Genomic DNA, 17,505 nt, shown 5'->3' on the forward strand with positions numbered 1-17,505 from the left:
AAACTTTTCTACACCTAAGTGCGAATTCTTCAAACACGTTTTGTAATTTTGCACTTGCTGGTTGACTCTACGGGCTATTTTTTGAATCTAATTTGTAAGTTTAGTTTCACATAAGCACAGCCATCACTTCCTTTATAAACATAACCAAAGCCATAGCGACTTCTGCTTGCTCGTTCAAAACGAGTATTGTTATAAAGATAATCTTCCACATCATTACGATTGTAGAAATGATAGCAAACAATCTCGCCATCCTTGCGTACGACAAGATAGCCTCCATTGGCATCATATCTGCCTGTCCATTCCTTGGCAGGTGTCATGCCGAGCGCAGCATCAAGGAGAAGTACTTTCATCTTGTGGGCATAAAACGCCTCCACATTTTTGCCATTAAATTTAAAAGGGTTATGCTTGGCTACTTCTGCCACACATTCATTGATGGAAGATTTGGAATTGGGCAAACTATCTATCAATAAGCAATCTGCTATAAATTGAGGCATACAACTATCCAAAAACAGAAGATTATTCTTGAAGATAGGATGCTCGATGTCGTTATACTCCAAGTCGCAACCTTTATTAAAAATAGCTTCCATTCTTGGAAGATGCCCCATGATGGCATTGATCTCCTCGATATCAACGTCACTGAGTTTGGTTCCGACAATCTTATACGTGATATTGGTTGTTGTTCCTGCATTCAAAAGTGTAGAGGCACTACCCAATTGGGATTTGATGCTAAATCCCAAGAGCGGAGTCATATTTGTACGCAAATCGTGGATAATAATATGAATGTCTGCTTTGTCCTTTGAAGGTGCTTTTAGCTTTGAACAACCTATCTCTGTCATAAAAGATTCTGTCGCAGGTAGTGTAAAGGCACGGTCATTTGCCGTTTTTATCTCTTCAAGTAATTTAGAGGATTCTTCCAAAAATTTGTTCATGGATATTCTTGCGAATTCACAACCGTCCTCATCTATAACTACTATATGTTGGTCTGTGTCGGGCTTGTACTCATATTTCTTGCTTTCTTCACGAATAATATTGAGAATAGGATAGTACAAATCCAACTTGTTCATGTCGGCACCACCAGCATGAACCTTTCCTTCTCCTAATAACTTGAACAAAGTGTATATTTCACTCCATTCACCTTTATTTCCCGATATAGCCATGTTCTTTCAATGTTTTAAGTAATTGACTTGCTGTAGCCTGAATAGCGGGCACAGCTACACTATTACCAAATTGCTTGTATGCCGAAGCATCAGCAACTACTATTCTAAAATTATCTGGATAGCCTTGCAGACGAGCCCATTCTCTTGGGGTCATCTTGCGCCACCCTTGCTTATTTACTTCTCCTTTGATTCTTGTTGTTGGTGTTAAATCTTTTTGGCGGAAGTCAATAACAAGATTGCACTCTCTTCCCATTCCTCCTACGACAATTGCATGTGCAATGCCATCATCAGGAATTATATCATAGCCGAAACCATGTCCTTTAGCTTCATGGCGAGCTTTATGCCGTATCAGAGTATCTATGTATGTTGTGGAAAGATAGTACTTGGCAGGAACAGGATTTTCCTCTCTAACATCAATCCATTTTTTCGTAACCTCTTTCTGTATTGGGTAAGAGAAATCTTCCTTCTTTATACCAAGGTCTTTCCTGAAACCTACAATGTAAATTCTTTCACGATGTTGTGGAACTCCAAAGTACATTGCATTTACTATCTCTGGATTTGGCACTACATAGCCAACTTCATCCAAAGTATTTAATATTGTTTTTAATGTTTTGCCTTTGTCATGAATGACAAGTCCCTTTACATTTTCAAGGAAGAAAGCTTTAGGTTGATACCTACGAAGTATTTCTGCGACATCAAAAAATAACGTTCCTCTGGTTTCTTCAAAGCCTAAACGTTTTCCTGCAAGAGAGAAAGCCTGACATGGGAAGCCTGCACAAAGAATATCAAAACCTTTAGGAATTTTATTCTTTGTGCTTTCTTTCGTTATATCGCCAAAAGGCACTTCGCCATAGTTTGCATAATATGTCTTTTTTGCTTGTTCGTCCCACTCTGATGAAAATACACATTCTCCACCCAGATTCTGGAAAGCCATTCTAAAGCCACCTATTCCTGCAAACAAATCAATAAATGTGAACTTTGGATTTGCAGGAGCTTGGAATGGAGCTTGAAACAAATCTGGAAACAAGTACCCTTGAATAGCAGCAGAAGATTCCCCTACGAAATTAAAGTTCTTTGGCTTCTTTTTCTGTTCCCCCTTTACAAATTCGTACCACAAATCCAATATACCCTTTGCTTGTTGCTCATAAGGCATATTTACATTTTTATTTCTTAGTTGCAAGTAATGTGTTATCAAAGCAGCTTGGTCAATAAAAGGAATAATATTCCTTTCTTCATCAAGTGTTTCTTCTCCGTATATCTGTAGTTTGTCTGCTCTCTTTTTACAAAAATCGAACAAAGAAAAAACATTATTTATTTTTGTCATTTTCTATTTGTCTTTTGAGGTATGCGAATCAGTTCTTTAACATCAACATTCAAAAGCTGTGCTATTTGAATTAATGTTTCCAGCGGAGGTTGTGAAGTGTTTGTGCACCACTTAGAAACAGTTGAAGGATTTACTCCTAACTGCTCTGCTAACCATTTACTGGTTTGTTTCTGTTCAACCAAAACTATCTTTAAACGATTTACATCCATTGTATGTTCTTTTTGCGTGCAAAGATAATGAACTATTATCATTTAAATGCCTAAATATAATTTTTTAACTCTATATTTTTGCTTTTCTCGGATACAGATATTACCTTTGCACATGAAAAAAGAGTTGTTAGGCAAGCAATGCTATGCGCATTGAAGAAATTAGCACCATTGCCAAATCATTACCTCTATTGAGGTGAAAAACTCATAAATTGCTCATTTTAAGCTATTCGGCAGATTTTAGCGTATTTTTTTAGAAAATCGCTGCAACACAACCCGAGCAACAAAGATAACCTGCGGCACTTGGCGCAACTCTATGTTAGGGTACGACTCAAATCGCAGGCCATCGCCATATACAAGCAATTGCTCCGAAAATATGACGATAGCTATCTTTACGCGGAATTGGCAGAGCTGATGCCCAACGCCGCCGATCGCGTGGCCCTACTATGCCAAGCCGTGGCACAACAGCCCAAAGAAAACTATAACATGGCCAACCGCTATCATCTGGCCGAACTGTTGCAAATGCCATCGCCCACCCGAGCGGCCTACGAGATAAGCAAAAGCGTGGAGGCTCGCAAAAAAGCCAAACAGCCTATACCCACCGACGTGGATCGCATGGCGCGCGTCTTGTCAGCCTACACACCTGTGACAGAAGCCGAGCAAACGCTTTTTTACCAAAAACAAAAAAATATCGCTAAACAGATTATCAACAGATAAAACACGCGCCAACGACGCGAAGATCGTTTAAGAAACACAACATCACCTATGAAATCGAATTTCACTATCGCGCCTGCCAAACCCGAGCAGGCGTCAGAAATAGCCACGTTGGTCATGTTAGCCATGAACCACGATTGCTGCCAAAACTTCTGCGGAAACCGACACACACTTGACGATTTTCACCGCATGATGACAGGGCTGGTGGAAATGGAAGAAAGCCAGCACAGTTATCGCAACACATTGGTGGCCATGGACAACGAGGGGAAAATCGCCGGCGCCTGCGTGGTATACGATGGCAAGGACCTGGAGCGTTTGCGCAAGGCTTTTTTCCAAGCCGCGCGCACGCATTTGGACCAAGATTTCGAGGGCATGCTTGACGAGACCGGCCCCGAGGAATATTACATTGACTCGTTGGCCGTCAAGCCTGAGTATCAGAAACGCGGCATCGCCACCCTGTTGTTACAAGCCGTCATCAAGCGGCATGGGGGACAAAAACCGGTAGGGCTTCTTGTGGACAAAGGAAATCCAAAAGCGGAGCGACTCTACAACCGAGTGGGGTTTGTGCACGTGGACGACTCCGAGTGGGGCGGTCACGCCATGAGACACCTGCAATACCCCACGAAATGTGCTTGGGCCAAGCATGACGAACTATCCGAAAAGTACCACGACGAGGAATGGGGAGTACCCGTGCACGATGAGCGAAAGCACTTCATGTACCTGATTATGGAGACCATGTCATGCGGTCTCTCTTGGCAAATGATGTTGCAACGCAGGGAAGTGTTCAGCCAATGCTTCGCCAACTTTGACGCGTCCAAGGTGGCTGAGTTTACGACAGACGACGTGGACCGCATCATGCAGACCGAGGGGATGATACGTTCGCGGAGCAAGATAGAAGCCATGATTGACAATGCCAAGGCTTTTATGAAGGTGGCGAAAAGGTTTGGCAGCTTCGACCGGTATGTTTGGTCGTTTACACAAGGGCGGTCGCTCATCTATCCATCACACCAGCGAGAGGTCCCCAAAAGCAACGACCTGTCGGACAAAGTGGCGAAAGACATGAAAAAAAGGGGCTTCAATTTTATCGGTTCGGTTATCATATACAGCTTTTTGCAGGCCATCGGCATCATCAATGACCATGAGAGCACGTGCTGGCGTTATGACATTTTGAGCCGCGACTGCACTATTGTGGACGACAGAAGCCCAGTGATGTGATCTGTTCCTAAATTTATTCTCATCTATTTTAGAAGGATGCAACTTGGAGCTGGCTTGAAAGAGCATAAGAAGTTGGGGGGTACGTGGAAGTTTCCGGACACAAGCCACATTGACCTTTATAACCTACCGCAAGGTTGACCAAACAAACTTTCTTATAAACTAACGCATTTGCCTGATTGAACGGGAAGCCGAAAGGCACAACAACAACTCCACGTTGAATGAGCATAAAAATTACGAAGCCACGACACTTTTATCAAAATGTCGTGGCTTCATAAAAACATTGTTGGATATTTATTTAAAATTGCTTTAGAAGAACAAGTAACGGTTGTCTACAATCTTACCGTTGATATAAAGCTCATTCATGTAATTTCCGGCGTATTGCAACGCTTTCTGGCGAAGTTTGGCCTCTTGTGCCTTCTCGTCATATTTTGAAGCGTTGCGGTTACGTTGCAATACTTGGAATTGGTATACACCTGCCTGTCCTTGCACCGGCCGCGCGCAGAACGCTCCAGGCTTTGTAGCGTAAACGGCGCCACTTAACGCCGGCTCGCTGGAACCCGTGGCCTGAACAAACACCGGGGCGGCAAATGTAACTTGGCTCACTTCTGAAACAAGCGCTCCTCGCGCTTTTGCGGCCGCGATGCTCTTCACATTTTTTATCTTGGCCAACAAAATCTCCGCTTTCTTTTGGCGCATCACGTCTTGCTTTACATCTTCCCTAACTTGTGGATCGCTGAGATCACGATAGCCTATTGGATGGATTTTATCACAGATTACTATGAGAAGGTTATTTCCATTCTCACCACACTCATACATCTGAGAGACATCGCCCTCGTGCGCGTCGAAGAGCCATTTCATGGCATCGCGCGTAGAGCTGATGCCTGCCAAATAGTGCTGGGCCGTGGTAACATCCTTGGCTTCCTGTACATTGTAACCACTCTTTGCCGCGTTTTTGACAATGGCTTCGGAGGTTTGGTTGGCACTGGCGAAAGAACTGAACTTGTTAAATATCTCGCCACGAGTCTCCTTGGAGTAGTCTATAGGCTTCTTGATAACCGCAACGGTATATTTACTAATCATGTTGCGACGATCAAGCACCTGCACGATGATATTGCCTTGGGCAAGCCGCACATTCTTTGTGCTGTTAACCCCCATGCTCATCAAGTCGGCGAGATAACCCTTGGTATCCTTATCCATGGATGGAGCGTTTTGATACTGGCGCGTAGTGAGCCACTGCTCGCCACCCTCCTGTCCATACCTCTTGGCAAGAGCCGCGAAATCGGCGCCCGCGTTGAGAGCCGTATAAATGGAGTCGGCACGCTTGTGAGCCTCCTCGACCGTGTTGCCACCAACCTGAATGGCGCGGAACTTGACAGAGTCGGGCAACTGTGTCTTGGCTACCAATTTCACCAAGTTCATCGTATTGTCTTGCTTATTCTCCACAGGACCCATGGTTTGGCCTACTGACATAGAATCAAGTTTTTCCGCAATGTCCGAGGGGAAAGCGTCCTTGGCGACAGGTATGCCGAGATAAGGTATCGCGGACGTGCTCTTACGAACCACATCCGATGGGTCCGCAGCTGTGGCAAGCTCCTTGAAATAGCCGTCAAACTGCTTACGAAGAGCGGCGCGATCGGCAGCGGAGGCATAGATTGGCACGCTTACATATTTAATGTCGCGACTCTCCACATACTGGCGATAGCGATCCTTGACCTCGTCATAGCGTTTTTTGAGGTCCGCGTCTGATATTTTCACCTTGGAGTCTTGAACGCTGGAATATGGATAAGAAGCTAACCGGATATGGCTTTCTATGCTCTCTTCGTCATAGCTCATCTTGGCCTCCACAGGGTTAGAGAGGAAGCAATGGGCAAACAATCCGTTGTATTTTTGCATAAGAAGCTGCTGGCGCAGGGTCTTCTCAACGTATGTCCAATATTTGTAAATGGCTTGCATTTGCTGCGCGACCTGAGGGTTGGATTTTTTTTGAACCTCATACTGAGCCAAGAATTGTTTCAACTGGTTAGCATCGAAACGCCCTGTTTGCTGATTGACAAAGGGTGTGGAAAGTAGCAATTGGTTAGTGCCGTCGCTAATAACATTCTGGAGCTCTGCATCTGTAACGGTGAGACCAAGCTTGTCGCACTCGTTCTTGATAAGCTCAAACTGAACATATCCTTGCCAAACTTGATCGCGAAGCTGGTTCAGCTGGGCGTCGTTGAGATTTTCTTGCCCCATGAGTTTCATGGCTTCTTGCGCCTCGTCCACAAGCTTGGCGAACTCCTCGTAACTGATTTTGTTTCCTAACACTTCGCCGACTTGCTGTCGTTGATTGTTGCGAGACGACTCACAAGAGCGAAAAGCTTCTTCGGCGATGAAAGCAAAAAGGCCAAAACCAATGATAATAATCAGGGTAACACCTCTGCTTCTTATTTTTCCTAATGCTGCCATTTGAATTTATTGTTTATTTTATTTGTATTTTCTATTTATTGACCAGTACACACATACTTGGTAAAATGTGTACAAATTTACTAATTAAATACCAAACGAGGGAACTTTCCACGAAGAAATTACAATTAGACTATTTATTGCGTATCAATATGTAGCCTTACAAGCTCTATCTTGGTCATGGTGTTTTTTATAATCTTGAAATTATATTTATCTATTTTTACAACTTCGTTAAGTTTAGGGAAACTGCGATAATGATGCAAAATCAAGCCTCCAAGGGTCATGTATTCGTCGCTCTTGGGCAAATCAAGGTTGAACATCTCATTGATACGGTCTATTTCAAGACGTGCCGAAAGAATATAATCACCGTCGCCTATCTGCTTGGCTACATAGTTGTCAACATCGTGCTCGTCTTGGATGTCACCGAAAATTTCCTCCACAATATCTTCAAGCGAGATGAGGCCACTGGTACCACCAAATTCGTCTACAACAATTCCGAGGCTCTTTTTTTGTTGTAAAAAAATTCGCATTAGTTTTTGGGCGGTCATGGTCTCTGGCACGAAAGGCATTGTGCGTACACGGTCTTGCCAACGACCTGGCTGCCTGAACATCTCCTGTGCATGGATGTATCCCACTATATGATCTATATCGTCTTTGTAGACAATGATTTTAGACTTTCCACTCTCGACAAATTTTTGTCTGAGCTCCTCGAGCGTACAGTCGTTCATATCGACAGCCTCTATTTCCGTTCTCGGCATCATGCAATCGCGCACGCGCGTGTCAGGAAAGTCAAGAGCGTTTTGAAAGATCTTAACCTCGTCTTCCACCAACCTGTCGTCTGGTGCGCTGTCAATGGACGATTGGACGAGATAATCGAGGTCCACCTTGGTAAATCCCTCGTCATCGTCGTCTTTTACAAGACGAATACCCACCAATCTCATGAGAACTTTTGAAAGGAGTGTGGCAAACTTGCTGATTGGCCAAAGAATAATATAAAACAAAAACGCTATGGGCGCAAAAAAGGCGAGCAACCTATTTGGGTTACTCTTGAAAAGCGTTTTAGGCACAAATTCTCCCGTGAAAAGAACCACGAGGGCGGAACATATGGTATTGAGCGTGACTTGCATGCCCGCGTCAAGCCCCCTGAAAAGGGTGTTGTCGAAAAATCGGGCGAACAGAATGCCATATATAACCAACACCACGTTATTGCCCACAAGCATTGTCGAGACAAAGCCATTGGCATGGCGATAAAAGAATGATATAAGTTTTTGGGAAATCCGATTCTTCTCTTTGTCCATTTCGGCCAACATTCTATTACTGGAGACAAAAGCTATCTCCATGCCAGAAAAGAAAGCGCTGAACAACATGCTAACCATTATTCCCAAAACGAGAGGTAAAGAAATCTGTTCCAAAATGAATATTTTAATTGCTTGAAATTCGAATTGGGGTGGCCTGGTGGCGCAGATTTTTCAATATACTGTCTTGCATAATACGAGCGGAATCCGAACCGTCCGTGGAACTGTCAATGTCACTCCGCTCAAAAGAACCCTTGGAATTTGATACGTAATAACGTGTCATCCGCTCATCTGAGCGAAAGTAAGTTCCCTCCAAAGTACGTTCTGGCGTGATAAGACGTGAATAAACGTTGGAATAAAGCTCATGGTTGGTTTCGTCCCAGAAAAGTCGTTCGCTACTGAACCTCAACCCATCTTTTGTCAATATGCGTACACGCGACCTCAACTCCCACAAATGTTGAGAGTCGTAATAATAGGCCGTATCACACTGTACATATGCATGCACATGGAATTTCTCATCAAACTGCGTGAGGAAAAGACCTTTGTCAAATATCCACCGAGATGGCGTGCGCACCTGATTTACCTCCCAACGCTCGGTTACGATACGATATTTAATAACGCCAGAATCAGAAATAAGAGTGTTTACACCCCATGTTGTCATGACCGATGCCGAATCTCGGTCATTAATGGCAGGAGCAGTGTGCTCCACTTGTTTCTCACACGAGACAAAAAACAAGATTGCGGCAAAGACTATTATATAATGTAAAATTGTTAAACGACGCACCATGGATTAATCCACCTTCCATTTAGCAAACCATCGCTCATTAAAAGTAAACCCGATATTAATGCGGAATGTATTGTCCTTGATATAGTTATTGGCAGCTTGTCGAGCCCATTGGAAACTAACATTCAAAATAGACCGATTATTGTATCCATTGGCAACAGGAATGCCTACGCCTACACTTGCGCCGATTTCTTTCGGACCATCCTGCCCGTTTATATAATAATAAGGAGTGGCATACGACGCTCCAATTCTATAGCGCATGCTCTTGGCCAAGTTGCGACTGGACGTTTCAGGACATAACTCAACACCAACGGTCATTTTATGGCGGTCTTTATATGCACCGGTTTGCATGGTGTAGGTGGTGAGATTGTCTTTGCCTACCCGCGTAATCGGGCTTGAAACCCTGCCCCATCGCTGCAATCTATAGTCAAATCCAAATTTGAAAACACTGTTATGATTATACATTAACCCGACGCCAAAGCTGCGAGGGATTTCCAAATACAATTTATTCCCATCCGAGCCTTGGTACGTGGCCGTGTCAGCGACTCCCGTTTGGCTGTTGGTGGTAATCAGCTCCATTTTGGGATTGCCGCCTATCCTGTGCCCCAAACCATATACCATGCCAAGCGTCAAAGCATCTTTCTTACCCAGGTTGGCAGTATATTGCACGCCAAAATCCAACTTGTAATTTCGCACATCCGCCGTGTATTTTTGAGTAAGGACATTGGCGTAGCCATCGCTATAAGCGCTTAACATGGTTTTGGCATAGTCGCCAAACAAGTAACTACCATTGACACCTATGGACAATCCACGGAAAATTTCCCAAGCCAAGCCCAGATAGACCTGCCGCAAGCCGCCATGACCTTGGTACGTATTGTTGGCCGTCGTCTTGTTTGCGTCGTCAAGTTGCTGACTTACAGTATAGGAATAGCCAACATTAGTGTAAGGAAGCAACCCAAAACTAAACCCCAAATGCCGAGCCAACCGAAAGCCCGCCACTATATATTCCACGTTAGCGGTTTTTGCATTGACCTTCTTGTTTCTCTCGATATAATTTGAAAGTTGGCCGGATATACCAGCGTCAAAAATAAAAGAGAGGCTGTCTATAGCCGAATATGCAGCCGGGTTCAGACTATTTACCTGATTGCGCTCTCGAAAGCCTATACCCAATCCGTCCATGCCTCGATTGAAACTTGAAGACTGATCTGCCTGCAACCCCAAACCAAACTGGCTATATGGCGACTTCGTGCCGCTCTGCGCAGATGCTCCATGAGCAATTACCGCCATCAGAAAAATGGCCATCACGTATCTGTTCATTGCAAGAATATTTCGTTTTATTTTCTTATCAAATCTATGCAATACCTATAAATGTTCGACCGCCAACCCTCGGTGCGCAGACAATTATCGCACATGGCACATCAAAAAAGACACTTGCCGTGAGCATAATCCAAGACACTTAATTTCCGCCAAACATCAAATAGCTTTGTTTTTATAAAAGTAACTGCAAAAGTATTGAAAAAAAACGAAACAAAAGCACGTTAACTAAAAATAATAAGGTATTTTTGCATCGTGAAACATTTCAATTTTTTTTCAAGAGCACTTTGCCTCGCGGCTTTTACAATTATGACCGCGAGCGTCCATGCGCAAAATTTCCCTTCGCAAGGAGTGCGTATGGACAGCGTGGAAATAAGTTTGCTTACCTGCTCTCCGGGAAATGAGGTGTGGAGCCTTTACGGGCACTCGGCCATTCGCATCCAAGACAAGAGCAATGGCGAGGATGTCGCCGTGAACTACGGATTGTTTGATTACAACCAAAAGAACTTTATCATTCGCTTCATTTTCGGGCTCACCGACTACAGTGTAGGAATAGCCCCATTCCCCATGTTTTTAACGGAATATGCCCGCCAAGGCCGCACGGTGGTGCAGCAAAGGCTAAATCTTTCGCCTGAAGAAAAAACTCAGATCATCCAAGCTATCGCCGAAAACTGCTCGCCAGCAAATCGAGTATACCGATATAACTACTTTTATGACAATTGCACGACAAGGGCACGCGACATGCTTGTCAATCATTTGAGTGGAAAAGTTGTCTACGTTGGTAGAACGAACTTGCGCTGCTCTTATCGGGAGATGGTTCATCAATGGACAGAGAATCATCGTTGGGCACGTTTTGGCAAAGACTTACTTTTAGGCGTGAAGGCAGACATGAGAAATGATTTTGCCGCAAGACAATTTTTACCAGATAGCTTGCGGGCTGACTTTGAGCATGCCATCGTTTTGGAGCCAACCCAACAAAAGCACGCCTTGGTGGACTCCACCTTCGAGGTGTTGAAGGGCAACGCGCAAGATTCCACAACAGAACAGAGCGTTTGGGACAGCATATCGCCTCGCATGCTCTTTGCCATTCTCGCTGTTGTCATATTCTTGACAACAGCGTACGAGTGTTATCGGCGCAAGACATTTTGGCTAATAGACGTGACATTGTTAACTCTCGACGGCATACCGGGGCTCATTCTTTTTGCCATGATTTTCTCCAAGCATCCGACGGTGAGCCTGAACCTGCAAATTTTATTACTTAATCCTTTGTCAATAATATTTGTATATTCCGTCGCGAGACAAGCCGCAAAACACAAATACCATTGGTTTTGGGATGTGTTAGGAGTATGCGTCATATTGTTTTTCATAGGATCTGTTTTTCAAAATTACGCAGAAGGAATGAACTTCTTGGCACTGGCTTTGCTTGCAAGAGTAGTGGCCAACAGGTTTATCTATAAATATCCCACACAGAAGACATGAGATATTTGGCTTTTATATTAGCGGCTATTACATCGGCTGAGATGCAAGCCTTCCAGCTTGCGCCCCGGCTTGTTGTCAATATCACCATTGACCAACTGCGTACCGACTATATAGACGCTTTCGCCCCACTCTATTGCGCCGGTGGCCTACGACGAGTTATGCACGAAGGATTGGTCTACGACGGGGCGGGCTATCCATTCTCGCCTGTGGACAGATCGTCGGCTACAGCCACGTTGTCGACAGGAACAACACCTTATTATAATGGTATCGTTAGCTCAAGATGGCTTGATCGAGAAACCCTCCAACCCGTTTTCTGCGTTGACGACACCAAACACGTTAATTCTCCAAGACGTTTACAGACATCCACTGTCGGCGACGAGCTAAAGGTAAGCACCAATGGCGCAGCCATCGTATATTCTTTCGCGGCGGAAAAAGACATGGCTATCTTGGCCGCTGGGCACGCGGCCGACGGAGCGTTTTGGCTAAACAAGGGTGGCACATGGCAAACCTCGACCTATTATCCCGGCATGCCCAAATGGATGAAAGCATACAACAAACTGAAAAGTGCCAGCTCCACACTTGTCAATCGCAACGACCAAGTGGTAGACGCGTCTCTCCATGCCATCACGGCGACAGCTATGGGCAAGGACAATGTGTCAGACATGCTCTACGTGTCATTGTCGGCAACCAAGCCAGATAACATGCCGGTGGCTCATTGGCAAACTGAGATGGAAAGCGTGTATATGCAGCTCGACAACAGTTTGGAACGACTTCTCACAGGTATAGAAAAACAGATAGGGCTTGACAAGGTACTCATTGTCGTAACCTCGACGGGCTACACAGATGAAAGCATAGCCGACTTGACGAAGTATCACATACCCACTGGAACATTCTACATAAACCGTACAGCCAACCTTCTCAACATTTATCTTGGCGCCATTTACGGCCAAGGGCGTTATGTCGAGCAGATTTACGGCAATCAACTGTATTTCAATCATAAGTTGATTGATCAGAAAAGGGTATCTATCTCAGAAGTGCTCAGCCGCAGCAGAGAGTTTCTTGCGCAAAACGCCGGCGTGGCAGACATATACACAAGCGACCGTCTGCTTGATGGCAATACAGACATCTTGAAAATCCGAAACGGATTTAATCCCACCATTAGCGGCGATATCATCATCGAGGTGGCGCCCGGATGGAAATTGCTTAACGAAGACACACAACAAACATTCACCAATCGCGCGGGCTTCATGCCATTCCCCATTGTATTCATGGGAATAGGCATCAAGTCTCAACGCGTGTCCACTCAAATAACCGTAGACCGAATTGCGCCGACTATCGCCAAGGCCATCCGTATCCGAGCTCCCAACGCATGCAATGCAGCCCCATTATTTTGAGGATGAATAAATGAAGGATAGAATACAAGAATTTGGAAGACAAGAACGGCAAGTTACACGCGTGTGAAATATCACGCACGACATTTCGCCTTGTCGCAAAAAATTATCTCGCAAGCCTTTCTACCAAGGTAACAGTCAAATTATCATTTGTTTATCCCTAAATAAACAAAACTTTTCGTAATTTTGCATCATAATCACATATATCACCACCGCAAAAAAATAATAAAACAGTATATGAACTTCAACAAAATTCTAACATCTCTCTTTGGCAACAAGTCAAACAGAGACATGAAACTTATTCAACCCCAAGTTGAAAAGGTTAAAGAAGCCTATCCCGACATTGAGAAACTCAGCAATGACAACTTGCGCGCCAAGAGCAAGGAAATACGCGAGCACGTGCAAGCCGCCGCCAAACCATTTCTTGAAAAAATAAAAGAACTGAAAGCCAAAATAGAAGAAACGCCCATTGATGAGCGCGAACCCATCTTCGCAGAAATAGACAAGCAAGACAAAGACATGCTTGAAGCACTTGAAAAAGTACTCGACGAGGTCATGCCCGTGGCATTCAGCATAGTAAAAGACACCGCCCGACGTTTTGCGGAGAACGAGGAAATAGTTGTCACGGCGACAGACTTCGACCGCGAGCTGGCCGCAAACCCAGCCAATGATTTCATTTCGATTGATGGCGACAAGGCCATCTACCACAACGAATGGACCGCCGGTGGCAACAAGACCAAGTGGGACATGGTGCACTATGACGTGCAAATTTTCGGTGGCATCGCTCTTCACCAAGGTAAAATCGCAGAAATGGCCACTGGCGAGGGAAAAACACTTGTAGCAACCCTGCCTGTATTTCTCAACGCCCTAACGGGCAATGGCGTACACATGGTGACTGTCAATGATTATTTGGCCAAGCGCGACTCGGAGTGGATGGGGCCGCTCTATCAGTTCCATGGCCTGTCCGTAGACTGTATCGACAAGCATCAACCCAACTCCGAAGAGCGTCGAAAGGCATATAGAGCCGACATCACTTTTGGTACCAACAACGAGTTTGGCTTTGATTATTTGCGCGACAACATGGCACTGTCTCCCAAAGATTTGGTACAGCGCAGACACAATTTCGCCATTGTCGACGAGGTCGACTCCGTGCTGATCGACGATGCCCGAACTCCCCTTATCATCTCTGGCCCAATTCCCAAAGGCGACGACCAAATGTACGAGGAATACCAACCTTTGGTAGAACGTCTATACGAGGTTCAACGCAAGCAAGCCACAGAATTGCTCGCCGATGCCCGGCAGAAAATCGCCGAGGGCAGAGAGAGCAAGAACCAAGATAAGATTGACGAGGGATTCTTGAGTCTTTTTAGGTCTTTCAAAGCTCTGCCCAAAAACAAAGCGCTCATTAAATATCTCTCAGAAGAAGGCATCAAGTTGGGTCTTCAGAAAACAGAAGAGACATACATGGAAAACAACAACCGCCGCATGCCCGAGGCTGTTAAGCCACTGTATTTTGTCGTAGACGAAAAACTCAACAGCGCAGATCTTACCGACAAAGGCACTGATTGGTTGGCAAAACAGGTTAAAGACAGGGATTTGTTCGTGCTGCCAGACATTGCGGCACAACTATCCGCACTTGAAAACGAAACCAATCTTTCCGACCAAGAACGCTTGGACAAGAAAGATGACATGCTAAATCATTACGCCGTACAGAGCGACCGCGTCCATACATTGCAGCAATTGCTCAAGGCTTACACCATGTTCAACAAAGATGACGAGTACGTCGTGATGAATGGAGAGGTGAAAATTGTGGACGAGCAAACAGGACGCATCATGGAAGGAAGACGCTGGAGCGACGGACTTCACCAAGCCATCGAGGCCAAAGAGCACGTGCACGTTGAGGCCGCCACGCAAACCTACGCCACCATCACGCTGCAAAACTACTTCCGCATGTATCACAAGTTGGCTGGCATGACTGGCACGGCGAGCACGGAGGCAGGCGAGTTTTGGGACATTTACAAGCTTGACGTAGTAGAGATACCTACCAACAAGCCAGTGGTTCGTCGTGATCTTGAAGACCGTGTGTACAAGACAAATCGCGAAAAATACCGCGCCGTCATCGAGGAAGTGGAAGAAATGAGGAAACAAGGACGTCCCTGTCTCGTAGGAACCACCTCCGTGGAAATCTCAGAGCTACTCTCCAAAATGCTATCCATGCGCAAAATCAACCACCAAGTGCTCAATGCCAAGCTCCATCAAAAGGAGGCACAAATCGTGGCAGACGCCGGACAGTCCACCAATGGACTTGGCGCCGTGACCATTGCCACCAACATGGCTGGTCGCGGTACAGATATCAAGCTGTCACCCGAGGTAAAAGAGGCTGGAGGTTTGGCCATCATTGGCACCACTCGCCATGAGAGCAGGCGTGTGGATCGCCAGCTCCGCGGACGCGCCGGACGTCAAGGCGACCCCGGTTCCTCCGTGTTCTACGTATCGCTTGAAGACGACTTGATGCGCAAGTTCGGCAGTGAGCGCATCGCCAAAGTGATGGACCGCTTGGGCTTTGAAGACGGTGAGCGCATAGAGAGCTCCATGATTTCAAAGAGTATCGAGCGCGCTCAGAAAAAAGTGGAGGAAAATAACTTTGGCATACGTAAGCACCTTCTTGAGTACGATGACGTGATGAACAAGCAACGTACTGTCATCTACGAAAAGCGGCGTCACGCCTTGATGGGCGAACGTATCGGCATGGACATTTCCAATATCATTTGGGATCGCGTGGTCAACATTATCGAGAACAACGATTACCAAGGCGCAAAAGAAGTTTTTTTCGAAGTGCTGTCCATGGAAATTCCGTTCAACGAGGACGAGTTTGAGAATGGCGACAGGCCCGCTTTGGAGGAGCGCGCTTTCCAAAGCGCGATGGCTTCTTTCAAGCGCAAGGCCGATCGCATTAAGGCCGACGCTTATCCCGTGATCAAAGATGTGTACGAAAATCAAGGCGACACTTACCAGTTTATCCTTGTCCCCATCACGGACGGCCGAAAAGTGATACAGCTTCGTGTCAACCTGAAAGAGGCTTACGAAACCGAGGGCAAGAACATCGTCAAGGAGTTCGAGAAGTTTGTCATGCTAAGCATCATTGATGACTGCTGGAAAGAGAATTTGCGCCAGCTCGACGAGCTTCGTCACAGCGTGCAAAACGCTTCGTACGAGCAAAAAGACCCACTGCTCATATTCAAGCTGGAAAGTGCCAAGCTTTGGGACAGCATGATAGACGACATGAACAATCGCATATCAAGTTTCTTGATGCGCGGACAAATTCCCATTCAGGTACAACAGCAAGTGCAAGAAGTTGGCGAGGAAGAGAGGCCGGCACAGCGTTACAATGAGCAAAAAGACGATTACGACGAGGTGCGACGGGCACAACAGCAAGCTGCCAACCAGGACACCCGCGAGCATGCCCAACAGCGCCACCAACCCATCGTACACGACAAGATGCCGCGTCCCAACGACCCATGCCCATGTGGCAGTGGCAAGAAGTTTAAGAATTGTCATGGCAAGGGACTGAGATAGACATCCCCTGACCTATCATCAAAAGAGATGTTGCCCACTGTGTAGCAACATCTCTTTTTAGTTTATTAAATTGGATCGGAGAACGCGCGCCCGCTCTTTCCGTTCAAAAAACATCGGGCTTCCATACCACCGTTACATGCCAAGGTGCCCTATCGGCTTCTTTTCGTATAATATTAGTAGACGTCCTTTCCAACAAGCTATTTATCATCCGATTTGTCAAAGAGGTGATTAGCCTCCGCCACTTCGTCCTCATCAAACCACTTGCTTAGCTTGGCGTAAGCCTTTTCCTTTATCTCGTCCGAAACACTTCCCCAAACTTTGTCCAACACATAGATGAGCACGGCCAGGTCATCGCTTAGTCCAGCTATTGGTATAGCGTCCGGAATAACATCCAACGGACTGATGAGATAGCCCAGCGCGCCCACGATAATAGCCTTGTCTTTTACTGACACTTTATCACTCTCCAATGTATAGTAAAGTACCAAAGCGCCATATACAAACTTGGCTCCCGCGCGCTTGGCCACATGCGAGATTTTCTCCACAAAACCATTATTTGTGAATTTATCCTTGTACTTCATAAAATCGGGCAAATCTACGTTTTTCAT

General features: G+C 45.6%; 13 protein-coding genes. 5 read left to right on the forward strand and 8 right to left on the reverse strand.

The features are described from left to right. Positions 1–74 precede the first annotated feature (74 nt). From HMPREF1640_RS05750 to HMPREF1640_RS05760, 3 genes are read right to left on the reverse strand one after another with little or no spacing between them, the layout of a single operon-like run. Positions 75–1,157: an HpaII family restriction endonuclease gene (locus HMPREF1640_RS05750; RefSeq protein ID WP_036893174.1), complete on the reverse strand. Its 1,083-nt coding sequence runs from the start codon at positions 1,155–1,157 to the stop codon at positions 75–77. After that, a complete protein-coding gene (locus tag HMPREF1640_RS05755; protein WP_036893175.1) occupies positions 1,138–2,481 on the reverse strand; it encodes a DNA cytosine methyltransferase in 1,344 nt (447 codons plus the stop codon). Before HMPREF1640_RS05755 ends, HMPREF1640_RS05750 begins: the two co-directional genes overlap by 20 nt. After that, positions 2,478–2,690 carry a helix-turn-helix transcriptional regulator gene (locus HMPREF1640_RS05760; protein ID WP_036893176.1) on the reverse strand — a complete coding sequence of 71 codons (213 nt, stop codon included), beginning with the start codon at positions 2,688–2,690 and terminating at the stop codon, positions 2,478–2,480. The genes HMPREF1640_RS05755 and HMPREF1640_RS05760 overlap by 4 nt, the downstream gene beginning before the upstream one ends. A gap of 300 nt (positions 2,691–2,990) precedes the next feature. Between HMPREF1640_RS05760 and HMPREF1640_RS05765 the strand changes: the two genes are divergently transcribed. Then, the gene (locus HMPREF1640_RS05765) at positions 2,991–3,404 is read left to right on the forward strand and encodes a hypothetical protein (RefSeq protein WP_197051487.1); all 414 of its coding nucleotides are present in this window, start codon (positions 2,991–2,993) and stop codon (positions 3,402–3,404) included. A 48-nt stretch (positions 3,405–3,452) separates the two neighbouring features. Next, complete coding sequence (locus tag HMPREF1640_RS13915; RefSeq protein ID WP_081935291.1) at positions 3,453–4,616, forward strand: GNAT family N-acetyltransferase; 1,164 nt, start codon at positions 3,453–3,455, stop codon at positions 4,614–4,616. Between the two features lie 306 nt (positions 4,617–4,922). Here the strand turns inward: HMPREF1640_RS13915 and HMPREF1640_RS05780 are convergent, their stop codons facing one another. The 4 genes from HMPREF1640_RS05780 to HMPREF1640_RS05795 all read right to left on the reverse strand — a co-directional run bounded on the left by HMPREF1640_RS05780 (position 4,923) and on the right by HMPREF1640_RS05795 (position 10,457). Continuing rightward, a complete protein-coding gene (locus tag HMPREF1640_RS05780) occupies positions 4,923–7,064 on the reverse strand; it encodes a peptidylprolyl isomerase (RefSeq protein WP_036893177.1) in 2,142 nt (713 codons plus the stop codon). A gap of 134 nt (positions 7,065–7,198) precedes the next feature. Further along, positions 7,199–8,428, reverse strand: a complete 1,230-nt coding sequence (locus HMPREF1640_RS05785; RefSeq protein ID WP_197051488.1) for a hemolysin family protein — start codon at positions 8,426–8,428, stop codon at positions 7,199–7,201. Between the two features lie 55 nt (positions 8,429–8,483). Continuing rightward, positions 8,484–9,143, reverse strand: coding sequence for an LPS export ABC transporter periplasmic protein LptC (locus HMPREF1640_RS05790; RefSeq protein ID WP_052051724.1), 660 nt, complete (start codon positions 9,141–9,143; stop codon positions 8,484–8,486). 3 nt (positions 9,144–9,146) lie between these two features. Further along, positions 9,147–10,457 (reverse strand): hypothetical protein, encoded by a 1,311-nt coding sequence (locus tag HMPREF1640_RS05795; RefSeq protein WP_036893180.1) that lies wholly within the window; start codon positions 10,455–10,457, stop codon positions 9,147–9,149. A 306-nt stretch (positions 10,458–10,763) separates the two neighbouring features. On the opposite strand from HMPREF1640_RS05795, the gene HMPREF1640_RS05800 reads away from it, so the two are divergent. From HMPREF1640_RS05800 to secA, 3 genes are all read left to right on the forward strand, one after another. Then, positions 10,764–11,933 carry a DUF4105 domain-containing protein gene (locus HMPREF1640_RS05800; protein WP_052051725.1) on the forward strand — a complete coding sequence of 390 codons (1,170 nt, stop codon included), beginning with the start codon at positions 10,764–10,766 and terminating at the stop codon, positions 11,931–11,933. Then, on the forward strand, positions 11,930–13,327 hold the full coding sequence (locus HMPREF1640_RS05805) for an alkaline phosphatase family protein (protein WP_036893184.1): 1,398 nt from the start codon (positions 11,930–11,932) through the stop codon (positions 13,325–13,327). The genes HMPREF1640_RS05800 and HMPREF1640_RS05805 overlap by 4 nt, the downstream gene beginning before the upstream one ends. Positions 13,328–13,561: 234 nt before the next feature. Beyond that, positions 13,562–16,900 carry a preprotein translocase subunit SecA gene (secA, locus tag HMPREF1640_RS05810; RefSeq protein ID WP_036893273.1) on the forward strand — a complete coding sequence of 1,113 codons (3,339 nt, stop codon included), beginning with the start codon at positions 13,562–13,564 and terminating at the stop codon, positions 16,898–16,900. Between the two features lie 197 nt (positions 16,901–17,097). On the opposite strand, the gene HMPREF1640_RS05815 is transcribed toward secA, so the two are convergent. Then, positions 17,098–17,505, reverse strand: coding sequence for a YkvA family protein (locus HMPREF1640_RS05815; RefSeq protein WP_036893187.1), 408 nt, complete (start codon positions 17,503–17,505; stop codon positions 17,098–17,100).

The organism is Prevotella sp. S7-1-8, assembly GCF_000758925.1.
Classification (GTDB): domain Bacteria; phylum Bacteroidota; class Bacteroidia; order Bacteroidales; family Bacteroidaceae; genus Prevotella.

Excerpts from the sequence above, each read along its gene's own strand:
- HMPREF1640_RS05750 (WP_036893174.1), bottom strand. The coding sequence starts at position 1,157 with ATGGCTATATCGGGAAATAAAGGTGAATGGAGTGAAATATACACTTTG.
- HMPREF1640_RS05755 (WP_036893175.1), bottom strand. The coding sequence starts at position 2,481 with ATGACAAAAATAAATAATGTTTTTTCTTTGTTCGATTTTTGTAAAAAG.
- HMPREF1640_RS05760 (WP_036893176.1), bottom strand. The coding sequence starts at position 2,690 with ATGGATGTAAATCGTTTAAAGATAGTTTTGGTTGAACAGAAACAAACC.
- HMPREF1640_RS13915 (WP_081935291.1), top strand. The coding sequence starts at position 3,453 with ATGAAATCGAATTTCACTATCGCGCCTGCCAAACCCGAGCAGGCGTCA.
- HMPREF1640_RS05780 (WP_036893177.1), bottom strand. The coding sequence starts at position 7,064 with ATGGCAGCATTAGGAAAAATAAGAAGCAGAGGTGTTACCCTGATTATT.
- HMPREF1640_RS05785 (WP_197051488.1), bottom strand. The coding sequence starts at position 8,428 with ATGTTGTTCAGCGCTTTCTTTTCTGGCATGGAGATAGCTTTTGTCTCC.
- HMPREF1640_RS05790 (WP_052051724.1), bottom strand. The coding sequence starts at position 9,143 with ATGGTGCGTCGTTTAACAATTTTACATTATATAATAGTCTTTGCCGCA.
- HMPREF1640_RS05795 (WP_036893180.1), bottom strand. The coding sequence starts at position 10,457 with ATGAACAGATACGTGATGGCCATTTTTCTGATGGCGGTAATTGCTCAT.
- HMPREF1640_RS05800 (WP_052051725.1), top strand. The coding sequence starts at position 10,764 with ATGACCGCGAGCGTCCATGCGCAAAATTTCCCTTCGCAAGGAGTGCGT.
- HMPREF1640_RS05805 (WP_036893184.1), top strand. The coding sequence starts at position 11,930 with ATGAGATATTTGGCTTTTATATTAGCGGCTATTACATCGGCTGAGATG.
- secA (WP_036893273.1), top strand. The coding sequence starts at position 13,562 with ATGAACTTCAACAAAATTCTAACATCTCTCTTTGGCAACAAGTCAAAC.
- HMPREF1640_RS05815 (WP_036893187.1), bottom strand. The coding sequence starts at position 17,505 with ATGAAAAACGTAGATTTGCCCGATTTTATGAAGTACAAGGATAAATTC.